Here is a 19,886-nt window from a genome sequence, read left to right as displayed (position 1 = left end):
ATGCTCAGTACGCCAGTGGTACGACGTTGTGGCACCGGGCCGACGCGACTCAAGGCGGTGCGGCTTGGTGGTACCAGGATCGACGGGTCCGACGCGGCACGGGGAGAGGGTGGTCCACGACCGCGGGGCGGACACCGCTGTCATCTTCCCAGACTCCGCCCCCGGGACACCCGGCGGCCCGCCACTTGGGACGGACGGTGTACGGGGGACCGAAGGGGCCCCGGAGGCCGCCGTAAGGGCCCCGGTAATCCGGGGGCGCTATCCTGCGCGCGTGGACACCTACAACCAGCTCGCCGTCAACGTGCTCGACGCGAAGTCGCTGATCTCCTCCCTGGGCGCGATCGGCCTGCTCGCGATCATCTTCGCCGAGACCGGCCTGCTGATCGGGTTCTTCCTGCCCGGTGACTCGCTGCTGATCCTGGCCGGCGTGGCCGCCTCGAGCGCGGCCTCCTCGGTCCTCGGCGAGGGCGCCCGGCTGCCGATCGCGCTGCTCCTGATCGGCGCGCCGATCTGCGCCGTGGCCGGCGCGCAGCTCGGGCACCTGTTCGGCGCCAAGGTCGGCCCACGCCTGTTCGACAAGCCCGATTCGAAGATCTTCCGACGCGAGTTCGTGGTGAAGGCCGAGGAGTACTTCGACAAGTTCGGCCCCGCCAAGGCCGTCGTCCTGGCCCGCTTCATCCCGGTCGTCCGCACCTTCCTCAACCCGGTCGCCGGCACCCTGGAGATGCCCGCCCGGACGTTCTTCGTCTGGAACGTGGTCGGCGGCGTGCTGTGGACCGAGTCGATGCTGCTGATCGGATACTTCACCGGCGACTCGCTCGCCCCCGTGATCGACAAGTACCTGATCCCCGCGATGGCGCTGATCATCCTGATCTCGGTCTCGCCGGTCATCGTCGAGGTGCTCCGCGAGCGCAGGAAGAAGAAGGCCGCCGGGGTCGAGGCCGAGGAGCAGCACCCGGTGGCGGGCGGCCGCCACCGCCGGGGCTGACCACCCCCATGGACACCCGGAACGGCCGGTGCCCGCACTGTTTCACGTGAAACAGTGCGGGAACCGGCCGTTCGTCCGCGGCCCGCTCGCGCGGCCGCCGACCCGGATCAGCCCAGGTCGAGGTCGTCCAGGGTGTACGCCGTGACGTACGGCAGACTGGCCTTCTCGATCGCCGGCGCCGCACCGCGCTCCACGATCACCGCGACACCCACCACCTCGGCGCCCGCCTCGCGCAGCGCCTCGACCGCCGTCAGCACCGAACCACCGGTGGTGGAGGTGTCCTCGACCGCCAGCACCCGGCGGCCCTTCACGTCCGGACCCTCGATCCGCCGCTGCAGACCGTGCGCCTTGCCCGCCTTGCGGACCACGAACGCGTCCAGCTTGCGGCCGCGCGCGGCGGCGGCGTGCAGCATCGCGGCCGCCACCGGGTCGGCACCCAGCGTCAGACCGCCCACCGCGTCGTACTCCAGCTCCGCGGTCGCGTCCAGCATGACCTTGCCGACCAGCGGCGCCGCCTCGGCGTCCAGCGTGATGCGGCGCAGGTCGACGTAGTAGTCGGCCTCCAGCCCGGAGGAGAGGGTGACCTTGCCGTGCACGACGGCCTTGTCCTTGATCTGCGCCAGCAGGGCGTCGCGGTCGTTGCTGCGGTCGATGCTCATGAGCAGCCAGTCTAGGCCGTGCCCCGCCGCGGGCTAACGCCGACGCAGCGCCCGGACCAGCACCACCGCGCCGCCGAGCAGCGCCACCCCGCCGCCGATCACCCACGGGATCGCACTGCGCTCGCCGGCCGAACCGGACAGCAGGGTCGGTTCCACCCCGCCCCAGCGCGACGCCGCCCGGGCCCGCGCACTGTGGGCCGGCGCCGCCGGGGCGTACCGGCCGCGCGGCGGCGCGTGGTCGACCTCCTCCGCCGACCGCCCGACGATGCTGCGCCGCACCGGACCCGCCAGCACCGGCTCCGGCTCGTACGGCTGCCCGGGGCCGGGGCCCGTCGGCGGCTCGGCGTCGGAGAACGAGATCAGGTCGGAGAGGTCGTCGTCCAGGTCGCGCTCGGCGGCGTGGTCCTCCAGGTAGACCACGGTGGCCGTGGGCTCCTGCAGCTCCTCGTCCCCGTCACCGGCCGGCGCCGGCGGCTCGGCCAGCAGAGCGGCGAACGCCGCCGCGCTCCGCTGCAGCAGCCGGCGGCCGGTGGCGTCGCGGACCCCCGGGTGGATGTCGGCCAGCCGGCCGCCCTGGATCTCCACCGAGCCGGACAGCCGCACCAGCGTCCCGCCGGGTGCCTCGTGCACCGAGATCCGGACCCTCGCCGTCAGCAGGCCCTCGCCGCGTACCTCCTCGGCCGACAGCAGCGCCCGGAAGACCGGCCCGGTGTCCTCCTCGGCCCCGGGCGGCTCCTCGTCGGGGTGGTAACCCTCGGGCCGCTCGCTGGTCCCGCAGTACCCGCCGTAGGTGATCGTGGAGCCGCCGATCCGCAGCCTCAGCCGGGCCGACAGCTCGTACTCCGAGGACTCCTCCGGCACGATCGTCAGGCCGGGGACGCACCCGGCCACGGACGCCTGGTCGGCCAGCGCCCGCCGGACGGCCTCGACGGGCTGTGGGACGACGAACTCATGCTCCATGCTGCGAGCCTACCGACCTCACCGGCCGCTGCGGAGAGTTGCGTCGAGGTTGGACCGGCCGGGCGATCCCGCAGTACACGTACGGACCCGTCCCCGTGCCGGTCCCTGTGCCGGTCCCCGCCGTGCCGGGTGGCCGGCCGGTCAGCCCAGCAGGTGGTGCGGGCCCGGCCCGCGCGCCGGGCGGCGGGCCGCCAGGGCGTCCGCGGCGGCCCGCAGGCCCGCCGTGGTCAGCGACCGCGGCGCCGGGCCGTCCGCCGCCAGGGTCAGCACCGGCTCGGTCCGCCCGGCCAGCACGAAGGCGGCCGGCGGCGGCCGGCGCCCGCCGCGGCAGCCGCCGTCGGACCCGCCGCCCGGTGCTCCGCCGCCCCGGTACGGCACGGTCGCCAGGCCGGCCGCCCGGAGCGCGGCCTCCGCGGACCACAGATCGGCCTCCCGCCCGCCGGTGCGGACCGCGATCCGGCCCCCGGGGGCCAGCCGTCGCAGCGCCAGGCCGAAGAACTCCAGCGAGCTGTACCGGCCGTCCGGCCCCTGCTCGGCCAGGTCGGAGACGATCACGTCGAACGGCTCCGGCCCGCCGCGCAGCCAGTTCAGCGGCTCGGCGTTGACCAGCCGCACCCGCGGGTCGTCCAGCGCGTGTTCGTTCAGCGCGGAGAGCGCCGGATCGTGCCGGGCCAGCTCGGTCAGCACCGGGTCGCGCTCGACCACCAGCACCGAGCGCACCGACGGGTGCCGCAGCACCTCGCGCAGCGCCAGCCCGTCGCCGCCGAGCAGCAGGACCCGGGCGTTCGGCCCGGCCCCGAGCGCGGGGTGCACCAGCGCCTCGTGGTCCCGGTACTCCTCCGGTCCGCAGACCACCGGCCGGCCGTCCAGAAACAGCTCCAGCGGGGTGGAGCCGGCCGGGGCCGGGCGCTGCTCCGGCACCCGTTCGCCGGAAGGCCGGAGCTGGCCGGTCAGCACGATCTCCTGGTAGCGGCTCTGGGTGGCCAGGCGCACCTGGGCGCCGTACAGGGCCTGCCGGGCGGCCCGTTCGATCGCGCCGGTGCAGGCGGCGGCCGCCGCGAGGACCGCCAGGACCAGGCCGCAGCCGGTCCACAGCAGGACCCGGGTACGGCGCGAGGGCTCGTCCCGGAACAGCCAGAGCACCACGGCGGCGCCCGCCACCGCGTTGACCGCGCCGGTCACCAGGGCGCCGGTGGCCTGGCCGAACGCGGGCAGCAGCAGGAACGGGAAGGTCAGCCCGCCGACCAGGGCGCCGACGTAGTCGGCGGCGAACAGGTCGGCGGCGGCCCGGCCGGCCTCCTCCCGGCGGATCCGCTGGATCAGCGTCATCAGCAGCGGGATCTCGGCGCCGATCAGCACACCGATCGCCAGGGTGGTGCCGACCAGGCCGGCGGTGGTGGCCCGGTAGCGGTCCAGCCAGGCCCAGCAGGAGTAGAGCGCCAGCACCGAGAGCCCGCCGACCAGCGCCAGCGCGCACTCGACCAGGGCGAAGGAGGTCGCCGGGCGGTAGGTGAGCCGCTTGGCGAGGATCGAGCCGATGCCCATCGCGAACACCATCACCGAGAGCACCACCGACGTCTGGGCCACCGAGTCGCCCAGCAGGTAGCCGCCCAGCGCGACCAGTTCGAGTTCGTAGACCAGCCCGCAGGCCGCGCAGACGAAGGCGGCCAGCAGGACTATCGGCCGGGCCGACCGCGGGCGCGGTCGCGGGCCGGTCCGTGCGCGGATCGCCCGGGCACCCGGCCCCCCGGCCGGGGCGGTGTCCTGCGGGGCGTCGAGGTCCGGCTCGGCGGGTTTCCCGGTCGAATGGCTGATCATGAACAAACGCTAGGCGAGAACCGACACCGTTAGCTGCACCCATTCGGGGGATGGTTCGGACACTTGGTTGACGAATCGGTCGGCTGTGCCAATCACTGGCTCGTTGGGCGGTGTTCGGGCCGGCGGGAGTCCCGGAGGCCGCTGCGGTGCCCCGCCGGCCGGGCCGCCGTCAGCGCACCACCAGGGAGGACCGGGTGCACACCAGCCGCCCCTCCTGCGGGTAGGCGTGCCAGGTGCGCCAGAGCACCCGGCGCTCCTCGCTGTGCGCGACCAGGGCGGTGAACGCGCTCGGGTCGCCGGGGAACACCCCGGCCAGCGCGTGCGGATGGCCCTCGACCAGGGCCAGCAGCTCCTGCGCGCGGGCGGCGAACACGTGCGGCGGCAGCTCCTCGATCCGCGCCGCGAACTCGTACTCCCAGCCGGCGACCCGCTCGGCCACCCGGGCCGGCAGCGGGGTGCGCCGGCCGGGCAGGCAGGCGACCGTCTCCAGGCACTCGCCGGGGCCCGCGGCCAGGATCACCTGGTGCGAGGCGCCGAGCAGGCGCAGCTGCAGGGTGCCGCAGGCGCGGCCCTCGGCGGGGCCCTCCAGGTGATCGAGGGTCAGATCCCGGACGGCCAGGGCTGGCAGCGGTTCGCCGCCCAGGCACCAGGCGAGGTCGCCGGCGCGGGTGTCCGTGTAGGAGGTCTGCAGTGTGGTGAGCATGCTGGGGCTCCGCGTTTCAGCTCCGTGCGCGCCGGCCGAGCGGCACCGGGCCCGGGCGGTGGCGGGGGCGGTTCGGTGCTGTGCGGTCCAGGACGCGGCCGACCGTGGAAGGAAGGATTCCGGCTGGAGATTCAGCAGCAGAGAAGCACGAATTCTCCGGGTCCGTCAGGGATTTACCCATCTTTGCCAAGCATTCACCGTTCTGGGCGCAGCCTCGGCCGGGCCCTGATCACTCCTAGGGCTGACTCTGTTCTCCGTGCGCCCCATACCTACGCGCGTGCGCCGCGTGCGCCGGTCGTGCGCCCCGCGCGCCGTGGCGTGGAGGTGGGCGAAAGGGTGGCGCGCGTTTCTCCGGGGCCCCCGCGCCGACCAGGGCGGATGGAGGGGATGACGAGTCTTGTACCCGGCCACCTGGAAATAAACGACGGTCAGGTCTTCCTACGAAGAAGCCGGAGGTCCGGTTCGGCGGGACGGCCCCGAACGGCGGGTCCGTCCGGCGACGGGTGCGCTCCGCCAACCGGGTGGCGGACGGCCGACCGGGCGGACGGCCGACCGGGCCGCCCGGCCCGGTCCAACTGCACCCGGACCGCGGGCACTTGCCCGATCCCCCGCGCCCGTGCGGGAGCGCCCGTGCCCGTCCGGGAGCGCCCGCGCGGGTCAGAGCCGGCTGAGCCGGGCGACCGCCTCCTCGAGGACGTCGTCCCGCTTGCAGAAGGTGAACCGCACCAGGCTCCGGCCGGCCTCGGTGTCGTCGTAGAAGACCACGTTGGGGATGGCGACCACGCCGCAGCGTCCGGGCAGGGCGCGGCAGAACTCCAGGCCGTCCTTCTCACCGAGCGGGGTGATGTCGGTGGTGATGAAGTACGTGCCCTCGGGGCGGAAGACGGTGAAGCCCGCGGCCGACAGGCCGTCGCAGAGCAGGTCGCGCTTGCGCCGCAGGTCGGCGCGGAAGGAGTCGAAGTACGCGTCGGGCAGGCGCAGCGCCTCGGCGACGGCGTACTGGAAGGGGCCGGCGCTGACGTACGTCAGGTACTGCTTGGCCGTCCGGACGGCGGAGACCAGCGCCGGGACGGCGGTCACCCAGCCGACCTTCCAGCCGGTGAAGGAGAAGGTCTTGCCGGCCGAGGAGATGGTGACGGTGCGCTCGCGCATCCCGGGCAGGGCGGCGATCGGGTGGTGGGCGCCGCTGAACACCAGGTGCTCGTAGACCTCGTCGGTGACCACCAGCAGGTCCCGCTCGACGGCGAGTTCGGCGATGGCGCGCAGCTCGTCGGGGTGCAGGACGGTGCCGGTCGGATTGTGCGGGGTGTTGAGCAGCAGCAGCCGGGTGCGCGGGGTGACGAGCGCGCGCAGCTCGTCCAGGTCGGGCCGGAAGGACGGGGCCCGCAGGGTGAGCGGCACGCGCACCGCGCCGGCCATCGCGATGCAGGCGGCGTAGGAGTCGTAGAACGGCTCGAGGGCGATCACCTCGTCGCCGGGCTCCAGCAGGGCGAGCAGGGTGGCGGCGATCGCCTCGGTGGCGCCGGCGGTGACCAGCACCTCGGTGTCGGGGTCGTACGTGAGGCCGTGGAAGCGCTGCTGGTGCTCGGCGACGGCCTGCCGCAGCTCCGGGATGCCGGGGCCGGGCGGGTACTGGTTGCCGTGGCCGGTGAGCACGGCGCGGGCGGCGGCCTCGGCGATCTCGCGCGGGCCGTCGGTGTCGGGGAAGCCCTGGCCGAGGTTGATCGAACCGGTCGCGGTGGCCAGCGCCGACATCTCCGCGAAGATCGTCGTGCCGAGTCCTGCCAACCGTCGGTTCAGCAGCGGCCGCTCGCTCATACCGGGCTCCTCACGCCTCGTCGTTGTCGCCCATCCTGGGCGCCCCGCCCGGCCGGGGGCAAGCACCCCCTGCCCCGCGGCCGGGCCCGGACGCGACGACGGGCCCGTCCCCTGCCGGGGAGGGCCCGTCGTCGCGGTGGACTCAGTCCTCGTCGGAGGAGGCGTCGTCCTCGCCGCCCTCCTCGATCTCCTTCTGGAGGCCGAGGCGCTCGACGATCCACTGCTCGAACCCGACCGAGGCCTGGGTCCAGTTGGCGGTGGTGGTGACGAAGTAGTCCAGGTTGACGCCGGTGCCGACGATCATCTGGGACTCGCCGATCAGGCGGACCACGCCGTCCTCGTGGGTGTGGGTGTACACCTTGGGCCAGAGGGTCTCGCGGTTCCACTCGTCGATCAGGTCGAGGATCTCGGCCTTCTGCTCCAGCGGGTACGAGCGGTCGTAGAACGCGCGGACCGCGAACAGCTCCTTCTGCTCACCGCGGAACATGTAGTAGACGCGGAAGCCCTCCCACGGCGCGGTGAGGTCACCCTCCTCGTCCACCACGTGCTTGAGCTGCATCTGGTCGAGGAGCTGGGTCACCAGCGCCTGGTCCGGGACGACCACCGGCGGCGGACCGGCCGGACCCCCCTGGCCGCCACCCTGCGGGGGCTGGGGCGCGCCGAACGACGGGATCGAGGACGGGTCAATGCTCACGGGGGGTCCCTTCAGGGGGTGCACGAGGGTGGCTGTCGACGTGGGGCCGCCCTGCTTACCTCTCCATCCTGCCTCATCGGTGGCCTGCGGCACAGGGAACGCCGGGCATCGTGATCACGTCGGACGCCCGTACCGCGGGCCGGTGCGCCGGGGCCGGAGGGGGTCAGGTCGCCTGGTGCGTCTCCAGCCACTGCACGGTGCCCCGGGCGCCGTGGTCGAAGTACTCGCCGGTCTGCCAGTGCCAGGCGTACAGGTGGCGGGTCCACGGCTCGACGGAGTAGCCGTAGGTGAGGTCGTTGTTGCCCGCGCCCACGTCGCGCACGTTGTAGATCGCGGTGTCGGTGTAGCCCAGGTTGGCGAAGCACACCTCGCCCTCGTTCCAGACGGTGACGAAGTCGGTGCGGCCCGCGCAGTTCACCCGGTTGATCGCGGCGGCGTCGGCGGCCGGCAGGGCCAGGGTGAGGGCGGCGGCGCCGGCGAGGGCGAGCGCGGCGCGCCGGTGGGTGCGTCCCATCAGGGCTTCCCCTTCTTGGTTCCCCGAGGGCGGGGACCGGAGATCGGTGGCCGGGACGTGCCGGCCGGGAGGTCTCATGCTGAGCGGCCCGGCGAAGTCGCAACCAGGAAGTTCACCGGCGCCTGTCCGGCGGAACTGCCGGTGCGCGCGGGGAAACCCGAAAGCCCGGTGACTCTCGTCACCGGGCTTTGCCGGTACGGGTGTTGCGTGTGGGGAGCATGACAGTTAGCGTCCGACCCGAAGCGCCGAAGGCGGTACCCGGGCGCCGCCGGCGCGGGACGGAGCATCGGTAGCACGCCACCTTGGGGGGAGACGTGTCACAGGACCGCATACCGGACGGCCCGCGGCTGGGCGAGCGGCTTCGGCGCCTCAGGCTCGACCGCGGGATGACCCAGGAGGACCTCGGCGCCGCCACCAGCATCAGCGTGCGCACCATCAGCGACCTCGAACGCGGGGTGAGCTGCCCGAGGATCTCCACCATCCGGCTGCTCGCCCAGGCGCTGCGGCTCACCGAGGACCAGCGCCAGGAGTTCAACCGGCTGGCCCGGATCCAGCGCGACCGGACCGCCCGCCGCCCCTACCCCTACCCCGTACCCGGCCCCCGGACGGAGGCGTACGCGTGAGGCCCGCCGTCCGCCCCGCCCGCGCCGCCCTGGCTGTCCCGGCCGCCCTGCTGCTCGCGGCCTGCGCGGGCGGACCGGGCGGCCACGACGCCGCGCGACCCGCCCTGACCCCGCCGCCGATCGGCGCCTCCCCGGCTCCGCCCGCCAGCGGCCGGGCCGGGATGACCGGTCTGCCGCTGGCCGCCTACAGCGCCGACGACCGGCAGGGGGCCCGGCACTTCCAGGCCGTCCAGATCCTCACCATGCGCTGCCTGCGCGAGGGCGGCTTCACCTCTGTCGCCCGGCAGACCGTTTTCGGCGACCCCGCCGCGGAACCGCCGGACGACGACGCGGGCGCCTACCCCGCCGGCCCCTTCGGCTACCTCGGCGCCGAGGTGGCCGCCGCGCAGGGCTTCCACAGCAGGCCGCGGCCGGCCCCGGCCGCCGGCGGCCCGGAGCAGCACGGCACCGAGGCCGAACGGGCGGCCGCCGAGGAGTGCTCCAAGAAGAGCGTCCAGCAGCTCGGCGTGCCCGCCACCGCCGGCACCCGGCTGCTCGGCGAGCTCTACGACGCCTCGATGCGGGCCGCCGCCGCCGACGCCAGGGTGGCCGCCGCCACCGCCGCCTGGCGCGCGTGCATGGGCCGGGCGGGCTTCCCGGTCACCGATCCGCAGGCGCTGGTCACCCGCTACCAGGCCGTCCCGCCCGGCGGCCCGGACGAGCTCCCCACCGCTCGCGCCGACGCGGAGTGCACCGCGGGCAGCAACCTCGCAGGGATCTACTTCGCCGTCCTCACCGGCTACCAGCGGCAGCAGGTCGAGCAGCACGGCGCCGAGCTGGAGAGCGTGAAGCAGTCGGTCCGCGCCGAGGCCCGGAAGGTCGCCGACGTGATCGCGGCCGACGGCCGGTAGGTCGCCCCACCGGCCGCCGGCCGCCCGCCGCCGCTGCCGGACGTCACTTCACCGGCGAAGGGCCGGGCTCGACCGTCAGCCGGTCGCCCTCCTGGTCCAGGTCGACCACCACGGTGTCACCGTCGTGCACCTGCCCGGACAGGATCGCCTTCGCCAGCCGGTCGCCGATCGCGGACTGCACCAGCCGCCGCAGCGGGCGGGCGCCGTACGCCGGGTCGTACCCGGTGAGCGCCAGCCACTCGCGGGCCGCCCCGGTGACCTCCAGGGTGAGCCGGCGGTCCCGCAGCCGCTGGGACAGCCGGGCCACCTGCAGATCGACGATCCGGCTCAGCTCGGCGGTGCCCAGCGGCTCGAAGACCACGATGTCGTCCAGCCGGTTCAGGAACTCCGGCTTGAACGCCGCCCGGACGGTCTCCAGCACCAGCTCCTTCTTCCGCTCCTGCGGCGTCCCGGCATCCACCAGGTACTGGCTGCCCAGGTTGGAGGTGAGGATCAGGATGGCGTTGCGGAAGTCCACCGTCCGGCCCTGGCCGTCGGTGAGCCGGCCGTCGTCCAGCACCTGGAGCAGCACGTCGAAGACCTCCGGGTGGGCCTTCTCCACCTCGTCCAGCAGCACCACGCTGTACGGGCGCCGCCGCACGGCCTCGGTGAGCTGGCCGCCCTCCTCGTACCCGACGTAGCCGGGCGGGGCGCCGACCAGCCGGGAGACCGAGTGCTTCTCGCCGTACTCGCTCATGTCGATCCGGACCATCGCCCGCTCGTCGTCGAACAGGAAGTCCGCCAGCGCCTTCGCGAGCTCGGTCTTGCCGACCCCGGTCGGGCCGAGGAACAGGAAGGAACCGGTCGGCCGGTCCGGGTCGGCGATGCCCGAACGGGTGCGCCGCACCGCGTCCGAGACCGCCTGCACCGCCTCGCGCTGGCCGATCAGCCGCCGTCCCAGCTCCTCCTCCATCCGCAGCAGCTTGGCGCTCTCGCCCTCCAGCAGCCGCCCGGCCGGGATGCCGGTCCAGGACGCGACCACGTCCGCGACGTCGTCCGGGCCGACCTGCTCCTTGACCATGGTGGCGCTCGCGCCGTCCGCCGCCCGGTCCTGCGCCTCGGTCAGCTCCTGCTCGGCGGAGGGGATCTCGGCGTACATCAGCTTGGACGCCCGCTCGAAGTCACCGTCCCGCTGGGCCCGCTCCAGGGCACCGTGCAGGTCGTCGAGGCGCTCCTTGAGCGCACCGACCCGGTTGAGCGACTTCTTCTCCTGCTCCCAGCGGGCACCCAGGGTGCTCAGGTGCTCCTGCTTGTCCGCGAGATCGCGCCGCAGCCGCGCCAGCCGGTCGACCGAGGCCGGGTCCGACTCCTTCTCCAGGGCCAGCTCCTCCATCCGCAGCCGGTCGACCGAGCGCTGCAGCTCGTCGATCTCGACCGGCGAGGAGTCGATCTCCATCCGCAGCCGCGAGGCCGACTCGTCGACCAGGTCGATCGCCTTGTCGGGCAGGAAGCGCGAGGTGATGTACCGGTTGGACAGGGTGGCCGCGGCGACCAGCGCCGCGTCCGAGATCTCCACCTTGTGGTGCGCCTCGTAACGGCTTTTGAGACCGCGCAGGATCGCGATGGTGTCCTCGACGCTCGGCTCGCCCACCAGCACCTGCTGGAAGCGGCGCTCCAGCGCCGGGTCCTTCTCGATCCGCTCGCGGTACTCGTCCAGCGTGGTGGCGCCGACCATCCGCAGCTCGCCGCGGGCCAGCATCGGCTTGAGCATGTTGCCCGCGTCCATCGCCGAGTCACCGCCGGCGCCCGCGCCGACCATGGTGTGCAGCTCGTCGATGAACGTCACCACCTGGCCGTCGCTGGCCTTGATGTCGTTCAGGACCGCCTTCAGCCGCTCCTCGAACTCACCCCGGTACTTGGCGCCGGCCACCATGGCGCTCAGGTCCAGCGCGACCAGCCGCTTGCCGCGCAGCGACTCCGGCACGTCACCGGCCACGATCCGCTGCGCCAGGCCCTCGACGACGGCGGTCTTGCCGACGCCCGGGTCACCGATCAGCACCGGGTTGTTCTTGGTCCGGCGGGAGAGCACCTGGACCACCCGGCGGATCTCCTGGTCCCGGCCGATCACCGGGTCGAGCTTGCCGTCCCGGGCCGCCTGGGTCAGGTCGGTGCCGTACTTCTCCAGCGCCTTGTAGGTGCCCTCCGGGTCGGCGGAGGTCACCCGGGCGCTGCCCCGGACCTCCTTGAACGCGGCCAGCAGCGCCTTGGCGGTGGCGCCGTGCTGCTTCAGCAGGTCCGCCACCGTGCCGCCCTCGGCGGCGAGGCCCACCAGCAGGTGCTCGGTGGACAGGTACTGGTCGTCCAGGTCGGCGGCGCGCCGGCCGGCCTCCTCCAGCACGGCCATGGTGTCGCGGGCCAGCTGCGGCGCGGCCACGGTCGAACCCTGCGCGCTGGGCAGCTCGGCGAGCCTGCGCCGGGCGCCGGCCAGCACCGCGGGGACGTCGGCCCCGACCGCCTCCAGCAGCGGCCGGGCGAGGCCCTCGGGCTGCTCCAGCAGCGCCAGCAGGATGTGCACCGGCCTGACGTCCGGGTTACCTGCGGCGCCGGCCTGCCGGATCGCGGCGGACAGGGCGTCCTGCGTCCTGCTGGTGAACTTGCTGGCATCCACTGCTGTCGTGCCCCTCTCTGTGGCGTACGGGCCCGCCGGCGCAGCCGCACCCGAGGCCCTTGTCATCTGCTACATACAGCATGCACTAAGTTGAGTCTATTCCGCTCAACTTTCGGATGAACTCTTTCGCCGGACCGGACCGGACGGGACGGAACGGTCGCGGGGCAGCTTCCTGGTCAGCCCGAGCAGCTCCCTGGCCGGGCCGGCCGGGCGCTGGCCCGCGGGCCAGACCGCCCGCAGCGGCCGGTGCAGGTCGATCCCGGACAGCGGCACCTCGACCAGCCGCCGGGTGGCCAGCTCCTCCATCACCGCCAGCTCGCTCAGGCACACCGGGCCGGCCCCGGTCATCGCCGCCGCCTTGAGCGCGGTCGAGGAGGCCAGCTCCAGCCGCGGCGCCGAGCCGCCGCCGAACGGGGCGAGGGCCTGGTCCAGCACCTCCCGGGTGCCCGAGCCGGGCTCGCGCAGCACCAGCGCGGTCGCCGCCAGCTCCGCCCCGGTGAGCGGCGCGCGCCGCCGCGCCCACGGGTGCCCGGGCGAGACCACCACCACCAGCCGGTCGGCCGCCACCACCGCGCCCGCCAGCCCCGGCGGGGTGTGCGGGCCCTCCACGAAGCCCAGGTCCGCCTCGCCCGCCAGCACGTGCGCCGCGACGTCGGCGGAGTTGGCGGTCCGCAGCGTCACCGCGGTCCCCGGGCTGCTCTCGTGCAGCGCCAGCAGCCAGCCCGGCATCAGGTACTCGGCCACCGTGAGGCTGGCCACCACCCGCAGCCGGGCGTCCCGGCGCCCGCGCAGCGCGTCGATCCCCGCGTCCAGCGCCTGCGCCGCCTCGACCACCCCGCGGGCCCACTCGACCACCAGCCGGCCGGCCTCGGTCGGCCGGGAGCCGCGCGGCGAACGCTCCAGCAGGGCCACCCCGATCTGCCGCTCCATGCCCTTGATCCTGGCGCTGGCGGCGGGCTGGCTGATCCCCAGCTCGGCCGCCGCCCGTCCGACACTGCCCAGTCGCACCACGGTGAGCAGCAGTTCCAGGGCGCCGATCTCGGGAACGTGCGAGGAGAGAGCCATAGAGCCAGGTTATGTCCTCATAGCCCGCGGACGGCTACCGGCGGCCGGGCCCGCCCGGCACGGTGGTCCCATGGCCAGTCCCGTCCTCACCCAGCCCAGCCCCGCACCCCTCGCACCCGCATCCCACCCGGTACCCGCCGCCGCCCGGCCCCGCCGGATCCACCTCGGCGGCCTCGGCCCCAACTTCTACGCCGCGGTGATGGGCACCGGGATCGTCGCCAACGGCGCCGCCGCACTGCCGGTGGCCCTCCCGGGTCTGACCGTCTTCGCCCGGGCGGTCTGGGTGCTGTCCTGCGTCCTGCTGGTGGTCCTGATGGCGGCCCGCGCCGTGCACCTCACCCGCCACCGCGCCGCCGCCCGGGCGCAGCTGCTCGAACAGCCCGCCACCGCGGTCTTCTACGGCTGCCCGCCGATGGCCCTGCTGGCCGTCGGCTTCGGCACCCTCACGGTCGGCGCGCCGCTGATCGGCACCGGCCCGGCGGTCGCCGCCGACCTGGTGCTGTGGAGCGCCGGCACCCTGTACGCCCTCGCGGTGGCGGCCGGCATCCCGGCGCTGATGATCACCCGGCACCGGGTCTCCGTGCTGCGCGCCGACCCGACCTGGCTGCTCCCGGTGGTCGCCCCGCTGGTGGCCGGGGCGCTCGGTCCGGCCCTGGTCCCGCACCTGCCGGCCGGCACCCCGCGGGCCGCGATGCTCTACGGCTGTTACGCGCTGTTCGGTGCCGGGCTGCTCGGCGTCCTCGCGGTGCTGCCGGTGGTGTTCGCCGGCCTGGTGCACAGCAAGCTGCCGGCCCTGGTGCTGACCCCGACCCTGTTCCTGGTGCTGGGGCCGCTCGGCCAGTCCGCCACCGCGGTCAACCAGCTCGCCGACGCGGCCCGGCCGGCCGTGCCCGGCCTCGGGCCGTCCGCGCTGCACCTGGCGGTGCTGTTCGGCGCGCCGGTGCTGGGCTTCGGGGTGCTGTGGCTGCTGCTCGCGGCCGGGCTGAACCTGCGCGCCTGGCGGGCCGGCATGCCGTTCGGGATGACCTGGTGGGCCTTCACCTTCCCGGTCGGCACCATGGTCACCGGCGCGGCGGGCCTGGCCCGGCACACCGGATTCGCCGGCTTCACGGCTCTCGCCGCGGGCCTGTTCGCCCTGCTGGTGGCCGCGTGGGCGGTCACCGGTGTACGCACGGTCGGTGCCCTGGCGGGCGGGCGGCTGCTGGCCGGCTGAACCGGCCGGCGCGTACCGCCGGGCCGGGGCGGGCGCTGTGAACGGCGGAATTCCCGGCTCCGCCCGGCGGAATCCGGAACTGCCGGCCGCCTATTTCGGGATGGTCCGGATGCGGACGGCCGGATTCGAATTCCGCGCCCCTTCCGCCGCCGGGCGCGACGCCGCCCGGACGCGCCGTGGCCCCCCGCTGTCCGTGGTTTTGTGCTCCCAATTCCGGATCCCGGCGCCGGTGGCACCCGACCTCATGTCATGCTCATGCTGGAAAGGGCGGACCCCGGCCGACCCATCAGAACCGACCACGATCGAACATCGCGTGCTGGCCGGACGCCCTGCCGGTGCGGGTCGCCCTGCGTGGTTCTGTTGGAATCGGCCACCCCGGGCCGATCCGGAAGATACGCGCGTAGACCCGGCCCGCGGGCGCCGAATTTCCGGTCGGACGCCTCCGCGGGCGCAGTCCGGGAGGGTACGGTTCCACTTCGCCGCACTCGCGGGCGCCGCCCCGGAAATGTGCGGAGGGCGTGAAAACCGCCCCCCTGAGAAACCCGCCAATGCCGCCCGCGGCTGCAGGTTTCTGCACTTGCGGGAACCTGCAACAGGAGAGCACTTGTTCCCCGCGCGTCACACTGTGAAAGTGGAGCCACGCCAGGTCGCCGGGCAGCCGCAGCCCGATGAAGGTGACTTGCTCCTCGCTGGTACGGACAGGTGTTGCTGCACCTGCGTACCGGAGCGGGAGCGCCGGCCGGGACGTCATGTGTGGTGATGACCCCCGGACCCGGAGTCGGCGAGGCGTTGCTGCTCCGCCTCACCGGAAGTCTGCCGTGGCCGTGGTGTGACACCAGCGGGTCTCCCGGGGCTTCAGAGCGCAACTGCGCACTGGCCCCGGGAGGCACGCAGGTACCGAGGGCTCCAGGCATTCCCAGGACCGGGCCTTGCAGACCGCGAACAGGTCCGGATGTCCGGCGGGGAGTGCTCGACATGGTTGCCGATCCGAACGCCGACCCCGGCGACGCCGTGTTCGACGAGGCGGCCCGCCGCTGCTACCTGGACATCCTGGCCGAGGGCGGCCGGATCCCGTTCCACCGGGTGACCGCCGACCGGCAGGCCGCCGTCGAGCAGCTGGTGCAGATCGGCCTGGTGGTGCCCAACCCGCTCGACTGCCTCTACACCGCCGTCAGCCCGCGCACGGTCACCGAGCGCCTCAGCACCGAGATGCGCGGCGAGGCCACCCGCCTGCTGCTGCGCGCCGAACGGCTGCCCGGCGCCCTGGACAGCCTGGCGCGGGCCTACGACGCGTTACCGGGCCACGGCGCCCTCCAGCAGCCCGAGCCGGGCGGGGCCACCTACGTGGAGGGCCACGACGCGATCCGGCACCGGATCGCCCAGCTGGTCTCGGAGTGCCGCAAGGAACTGCTCAGCGCCCAGCCCGGGTTCCGCCCGGCGTCCGCACTGGCGCTCGCGCTGCCGCAGGACCTGCTGCTGCTCGGCCGGGGCGGCGAGCTGCGGGTGATCTACCAGCCGGTCAACCTCGCCGCGCACCACGCGATCGACTACGCGGCCAGGGTGACCGAGCACGGCGCCGGGGTGCGCGTCCTGGACGAGCCGTTCCGGCGGATGCTGATCGTCGACCGCCTGGTGGCGGTCCTGCCCGCGTCCGACGACCACAGCCGGGCCGTGTTCGTCACCGACCCGGCGTCGATCTGCTTCCTCGCCGCCGTCTTCGAGCGGGACTGGGAACGTGCCGACATCGTCCGCTGGCGGGAGAGCGACGCCCAGCGGGTCACCCGGACCGCGACCGACCGGGTCGGCCGGCTGCTGACCAAGGGCCTCACCCAGCGCGCGGTGGCCACCCGGCTGGGGCTGAGCGAGCGCACGGTGGCGGGCCACATCTCCCGGCTGCGCGAGCGCTACGGCGCGCAGACCCTGTTCCAGCTCGGCTGGCTGATGCGGGGCGGGGGCGGCCGGCCGTGACCCGGGACGTGCACGAACCGGTGGGGCGGCCGTTCGGCCGTCGACGGGTGCAGCGTACGGTGGCGGGTCGGCTGGGGTCGCGCGGGCGGACGGTGGCCGGGCGGACCGCCCGGGAGGCCGGTCCGGGCCGCGGACGGACGCTCTTCCAGCCCGTACGGCGGATGCGGAGTGGTGCGAAGTGAACGAGCTGGTGGCGGGTTCGCTGCCGACCGAGACGGAACGGGCGCTCTACCAGGAGATCCTGGCGCAGGGCGGCCGGGTGATGTTCCGGGACGTGGCGGACGGGCACGCGGCCGCGGTGCTGCGGCTGATGGAGCTGGGCCTGCTGATCCACCATGACGCCGACGCCTCGCTCACCGCCGTCAACCCGCGCGCGGTCAGCGAGCGGATCAGCGCGGACCTGCGCTCGGCCGGTACCCGGATGCTGGTCCAGGCCGAGGAGATGCCGACCCTCCTCGAGGAGCTGACCCGGGCCTACGACGCGACGCCGCGGCGGGTGGACCGATCCAGCGAGGTGCAGCATGTCGACGACTTCCGGCAGATCCGGCACCGGATCCTGCAGATCGAGGCGGAGTGCCGGGAGGAGACGCTGGCTGCGCAGCCGGGCGGGGCCAGGCCGGCCGAGCACCTGGAGCAGTCGCTGGAGCGCACCCGCGGGTTCCTGGAGAACGGCGGCTCCAGCCGGACGATCTACCAGCCCGGTGCGCGGCTCGACGAGGCGACGGTCCGGTACGCGGCCCGGGTGACCGAGCTGGGCGAGCGGATCCGGGTGCTCAGCGAGCCGTTCACCCGGCTGATCGTCTTCGACCGCCGGGTGGCGGTACTGCCGGCCGCCGCGGACAACCGCAGCGCCGCGTTCATCGAGGATCCGGCGGTGGTCAGTTTCCTGGTCGGGGTCTTCGAACGGGACTGGGCGCGGGCCGAGCGGGTCCAGTGGCGCTCCGTCCACCAGGAGGCGGACGGTCTGCCGGTGCACGAGCAGGTCGGGAGGCTGCTCGCACAGGGGTTGACGCAGCGCAGCATCGCGGGCCGGATGGGCCTGAGCGAGCGCACCGTGGCGGGGCACATCTCCCGGCTGCGGGAGCTGTACGACGCCGAGACGCTCTTCCAGCTGGGCTGGCAGATGCGCGGGACGGAGGCGGCGTCAGGTGAGTGACGGCGGCGGCCCGGTGTCAGCCGGTCGCGATCTCCGGGGACCAGTAGCCGTGCGGGCGGGTGCTCGGCGCGGGCTGGCGCGGGATCGGGAACTGCTCGCCGGGCGCCGTCCAGAAGCCCTCGCGCAGCGAGAGCGCCATGCCGGCCCAGTCGAGGGCGGTCTCGACGGTGTGGTGCAGGGCCTCCTGCGACCAGGTGTCGTCGAAGACCAGCGGCAGCACGGGGGAGACCTGCTCGATGGTGGCGATCAGCGGGTTGTGGGTGATCGCCTCGTCGACCAGCAGCACGATCGGCTTGCGCAGCGCGGACGCCCAGCCCAGTTCCAGGCTGACACCGGCCGACAGCGGCGCTCCGACGTAGGCGAAGATCAGGTCGGCGGTCTGCATCGCGCGGAAGTCGGACGGCACCCGCGGCTCGGGCGCGCGGCCCGCCACCGTCCAGGCGTCGCTGTGGTGCCCGCTGTACACGGCGGCGCCGCTGCGCAGCAGCGTGGTCCGAAGGGTCGTCAGCCGGGTGCGGCTGGCCAGGGTCACCACGCTGTCGGCCGGGCCGGTGAGCCGCATCAGCGGCGCGGCCAGGAAGACCCGTGCGCGCCGGCCCTCGGGGGTCTGGGCGGCGCGATGACGCAGGTAGGGCTCACTCATGTCGACTCCGGGAGAAGGAGGGGCGGAGACCGCACCCCCATAAGGAAGTGTGGTTGACGCGGGAAAACGCGATCAATATCGGTGAGGTGGAAATTATTTGCCGAGTTCATGTCACTCGGCGGCGCCCCCGTGCTTCCCCCTCGCCGACCTATGTGGAGAGTGCACTGATCGTCTCTGTCGTTACGGTCCGTCGTCCACTGGCACTCGATGTCATCTCGCTGCCTGGCAGAGAGATGACACACCCCCCGGTCGTTCTATCGGTCAGGAGGGTGGCAGGATTTATCCTGTTCCGATAGTCATACTTCCTGTAACTCATGCTCCGTACCGAAGGGAGTGCTCTCGTGCGTAACGCGCGTCGCCTCATCGCCTCAGCCATCCTTGTGAGCGCTGCGCTCTTCATCGGAGCGGGCAGCGCCAGCGCCGACAGCGTCTGGCAGTTGAAGAACCGTCCGACCGTGGTCACGGCGGAGCAGGACAGCGTCTGGGAGTAGTACCCGTCAGTCGAGGGCCGGGGCCGACTCGTCGTCGGCTTCCGGGTCGTCCGTCTCCTGCGCGAGCTTCCAGCCCAGCTGGAACAGCGTGTCCACGCCGTATTCCTCGCGCATCTCGGCGATATGACGGGCCAGCGTACGTTCGCTCAACCCCAGGTTGCGGGCGATGACCCGGTGCCCGACACCCTGGAGCATCGAGCGGATGATCTGGCGGCGCAGGCTGGAGAGCACCTGCGGTGGCACCTCGCGGTTCCCCTGGAACGGGATCGCGCGTTCCCACAGCGAGTCGAAGGTCTGTATCAGATAGCTGATCACTGCTTCGTCGGTGACGAAGCAGGCCTGTGTCATGTCCTTGCTGCCGGGAATGATCGCCACCTTGCGGTCCACCACGATCAGGATGTTGAACGGCTCGTCCAGCGTGCGGATGTGGCTGCCGGCCTGCGTCATGGTCTCGACGTACTCGAGCGTGGGACTGGAGTATCGGGCGCTCGGCTGATAGATCGTTCTGGTGGTACCGCCTCGGCGCAGTACGCCGAGATCACGGTTGATAGCCGTGCGTACGGTATCCGGGCGCCGGCCTCCGCCGGGCTGCGCGGTGAGGAGTTCCTGTGAGCAGCCGTCGACCAGTATCGCCAGCCGCTGATTGATCGGGACTTTTCCCTGGACGTACTCGATCTTTCCGCTGGATTCGACCTGGCCGCTCAGCTCGCTGAACGCGTCGCCGAGCTCCCGCAGCTCGTCGGTCAGGGCGACCGAGCGGGCGAGGAGTTGGGCAGCCTCCCGCTGCCAGGCCGCACTGAGCGAGGTCGACAGCCGCTTGGGGTCCACGGCGATCACCGCCGGCGGGTCGTCCAGGTCCCGGACCAGCAGGCCGAAGTCGAGCAGCTCCTGGACCTCCGCCTGCACGGTGCTCTGCTCGGCGGCGGTCAGCCGGCCACCGGTGCGGATCGCGGAGAGGTAGAGCGCGCGTGCGGGGGCGGAGAGCAGCGACGCCGGATCCATCGAGGCGGAGTCCCCGAATGCCTTCATGTGCAGC

General features: G+C 73.5%; 17 protein-coding genes. 6 read left to right on the top strand and 11 right to left on the bottom strand.

Annotated elements, in window-relative coordinates:
• Positions 1-271: 271 nt before the first annotated feature.
• Positions 272-988, top strand: coding sequence for a VTT domain-containing protein (locus AB0D08_RS08130; RefSeq protein WP_033817880.1), 717 nt, complete (start codon positions 272-274; stop codon positions 986-988).
• 107 nt (positions 989-1,095) lie between these two features.
• On the opposite strand, the gene pyrE is transcribed toward AB0D08_RS08130, so the two are convergent.
• From pyrE to AB0D08_RS08095, 7 genes are all read right to left on the bottom strand, one after another.
• A complete protein-coding gene (gene pyrE, locus AB0D08_RS08125; RefSeq protein WP_359886986.1) occupies positions 1,096-1,647 on the bottom strand; it encodes an orotate phosphoribosyltransferase in 552 nt (183 codons plus the stop codon).
• 33 nt (positions 1,648-1,680) lie between these two features.
• Positions 1,681-2,607 (bottom strand): hypothetical protein, encoded by a 927-nt coding sequence (locus tag AB0D08_RS08120; protein ID WP_359886983.1) that lies wholly within the window; start codon positions 2,605-2,607, stop codon positions 1,681-1,683.
• A 141-nt stretch (positions 2,608-2,748) separates the two neighbouring features.
• Positions 2,749-4,425: a spermidine synthase gene (locus AB0D08_RS08115; protein WP_359886980.1), complete on the bottom strand. Its 1,677-nt coding sequence runs from the start codon at positions 4,423-4,425 to the stop codon at positions 2,749-2,751.
• A 169-nt stretch (positions 4,426-4,594) separates the two neighbouring features.
• Positions 4,595-5,128 carry a DUF2617 family protein gene (locus AB0D08_RS08110; protein WP_033818281.1) on the bottom strand — a complete coding sequence of 178 codons (534 nt, stop codon included), beginning with the start codon at positions 5,126-5,128 and terminating at the stop codon, positions 4,595-4,597.
• Between the two features lie 657 nt (positions 5,129-5,785).
• A complete protein-coding gene (locus tag AB0D08_RS08105) occupies positions 5,786-6,946 on the bottom strand; it encodes a pyridoxal phosphate-dependent aminotransferase (RefSeq protein ID WP_033818282.1) in 1,161 nt (386 codons plus the stop codon).
• Positions 6,947-7,088: 142 nt separating this feature from the next.
• The gene (locus AB0D08_RS08100; protein ID WP_359886977.1) at positions 7,089-7,640 is read right to left on the bottom strand and encodes a YbjN domain-containing protein; all 552 of its coding nucleotides are present in this window, start codon (positions 7,638-7,640) and stop codon (positions 7,089-7,091) included.
• A 163-nt stretch (positions 7,641-7,803) separates the two neighbouring features.
• Entirely contained in the window at positions 7,804-8,154 is a 351-nt protein-coding gene (locus AB0D08_RS08095) for a beta/gamma crystallin domain-containing protein (RefSeq protein ID WP_033818284.1), read from the bottom strand.
• Positions 8,155-8,468: 314 nt separating this feature from the next.
• Between AB0D08_RS08095 and AB0D08_RS08090 the strand changes: the two genes are divergently transcribed.
• On the top strand, positions 8,469-8,777 hold the full coding sequence (locus AB0D08_RS08090) for a helix-turn-helix transcriptional regulator (RefSeq protein WP_033818285.1): 309 nt from the start codon (positions 8,469-8,471) through the stop codon (positions 8,775-8,777).
• Positions 8,774-9,667 (top strand): hypothetical protein, encoded by an 894-nt coding sequence (locus tag AB0D08_RS08085; protein ID WP_033818286.1) that lies wholly within the window; start codon positions 8,774-8,776, stop codon positions 9,665-9,667. Before AB0D08_RS08090 ends, AB0D08_RS08085 begins: the two co-directional genes overlap by 4 nt.
• A gap of 43 nt (positions 9,668-9,710) precedes the next feature.
• Here AB0D08_RS08085 and clpB read toward each other — a convergent pair whose 3' ends face one another.
• Together clpB and AB0D08_RS08075 are read right to left on the bottom strand one after the other, a co-directional pair.
• Positions 9,711-12,314, bottom strand: coding sequence for an ATP-dependent chaperone ClpB (clpB, locus tag AB0D08_RS08080; RefSeq protein WP_033818287.1), 2,604 nt, complete (start codon positions 12,312-12,314; stop codon positions 9,711-9,713).
• Between the two features lie 105 nt (positions 12,315-12,419).
• Positions 12,420-13,379: a LysR family transcriptional regulator gene (locus AB0D08_RS08075; RefSeq protein ID WP_359886974.1), complete on the bottom strand. Its 960-nt coding sequence runs from the start codon at positions 13,377-13,379 to the stop codon at positions 12,420-12,422.
• A gap of 70 nt (positions 13,380-13,449) precedes the next feature.
• Here AB0D08_RS08075 and AB0D08_RS08070 point away from each other — a divergent pair, with 70 nt between their 5' ends.
• The 3 genes from AB0D08_RS08070 to AB0D08_RS08060 all read left to right on the top strand — a co-directional run bounded on the left by AB0D08_RS08070 (position 13,450) and on the right by AB0D08_RS08060 (position 17,716).
• Positions 13,450-14,592: a C4-dicarboxylate ABC transporter gene (locus AB0D08_RS08070; RefSeq protein ID WP_359886971.1), complete on the top strand. Its 1,143-nt coding sequence runs from the start codon at positions 13,450-13,452 to the stop codon at positions 14,590-14,592.
• Positions 14,593-15,567: 975 nt separating this feature from the next.
• Positions 15,568-16,560 carry a LuxR family transcriptional regulator gene (locus AB0D08_RS08065; protein WP_149037920.1) on the top strand — a complete coding sequence of 331 codons (993 nt, stop codon included), beginning with the start codon at positions 15,568-15,570 and terminating at the stop codon, positions 16,558-16,560.
• 178 nt (positions 16,561-16,738) lie between these two features.
• Entirely contained in the window at positions 16,739-17,716 is a 978-nt protein-coding gene (locus AB0D08_RS08060; RefSeq protein WP_051811773.1) for a LuxR C-terminal-related transcriptional regulator, read from the top strand.
• Positions 17,717-17,732: 16 nt separating this feature from the next.
• On the opposite strand, the gene AB0D08_RS08055 is transcribed toward AB0D08_RS08060, so the two are convergent.
• Together AB0D08_RS08055 and AB0D08_RS08050 are read right to left on the bottom strand one after the other, a co-directional pair.
• Entirely contained in the window at positions 17,733-18,359 is a 627-nt protein-coding gene (locus tag AB0D08_RS08055) for a hypothetical protein (RefSeq protein WP_051811775.1), read from the bottom strand.
• Between the two features lie 497 nt (positions 18,360-18,856).
• Positions 18,857-19,879: a helix-turn-helix domain-containing protein gene (locus tag AB0D08_RS08050; RefSeq protein WP_051811777.1), complete on the bottom strand. Its 1,023-nt coding sequence runs from the start codon at positions 19,877-19,879 to the stop codon at positions 18,857-18,859.
• Positions 19,880-19,886 lie beyond the last annotated feature (7 nt).

The sequence above is a fragment of the Kitasatospora sp. NPDC048540 genome (genome assembly GCF_040651175.1).
GTDB lineage: Bacteria > Actinomycetota > Actinomycetes > Streptomycetales > Streptomycetaceae > Kitasatospora.
The sequence above is the reverse complement of the archived record's forward strand: the minus strand, read 5'-3'. Positions and strand labels throughout refer to the sequence as shown.

Bases quoted from the DNA above. Each gene is read 5' to 3' on its own strand.
- AB0D08_RS08095 (WP_033818284.1), bottom strand. From the start codon at position 8,154: ATGGGACGCACCCACCGGCGCGCCGCGCTCGCCCTCGCCGGCGCCGCC.
- AB0D08_RS08050 (WP_051811777.1), bottom strand. From the start codon at position 19,879: ATGAAGGCATTCGGGGACTCCGCCTCGATGGATCCGGCGTCGCTGCTC.
- AB0D08_RS08075 (WP_359886974.1), bottom strand. From the start codon at position 13,379: ATGGCTCTCTCCTCGCACGTTCCCGAGATCGGCGCCCTGGAACTGCTG.
- AB0D08_RS08115 (WP_359886980.1), bottom strand. From the start codon at position 4,425: ATGATCAGCCATTCGACCGGGAAACCCGCCGAGCCGGACCTCGACGCC.
- AB0D08_RS08110 (WP_033818281.1), bottom strand. From the start codon at position 5,128: ATGCTCACCACACTGCAGACCTCCTACACGGACACCCGCGCCGGCGAC.
- AB0D08_RS08055 (WP_051811775.1), bottom strand. From the start codon at position 18,359: ATGAGTGAGCCCTACCTGCGTCATCGCGCCGCCCAGACCCCCGAGGGC.
- AB0D08_RS08065 (WP_149037920.1), top strand. From the start codon at position 15,568: ATGGTTGCCGATCCGAACGCCGACCCCGGCGACGCCGTGTTCGACGAG.
- AB0D08_RS08120 (WP_359886983.1), bottom strand. From the start codon at position 2,607: ATGGAGCATGAGTTCGTCGTCCCACAGCCCGTCGAGGCCGTCCGGCGG.
- AB0D08_RS08070 (WP_359886971.1), top strand. From the start codon at position 13,450: ATGGCCAGTCCCGTCCTCACCCAGCCCAGCCCCGCACCCCTCGCACCC.
- AB0D08_RS08105 (WP_033818282.1), bottom strand. From the start codon at position 6,946: ATGAGCGAGCGGCCGCTGCTGAACCGACGGTTGGCAGGACTCGGCACG.
- pyrE (WP_359886986.1), bottom strand. From the start codon at position 1,647: ATGAGCATCGACCGCAGCAACGACCGCGACGCCCTGCTGGCGCAGATC.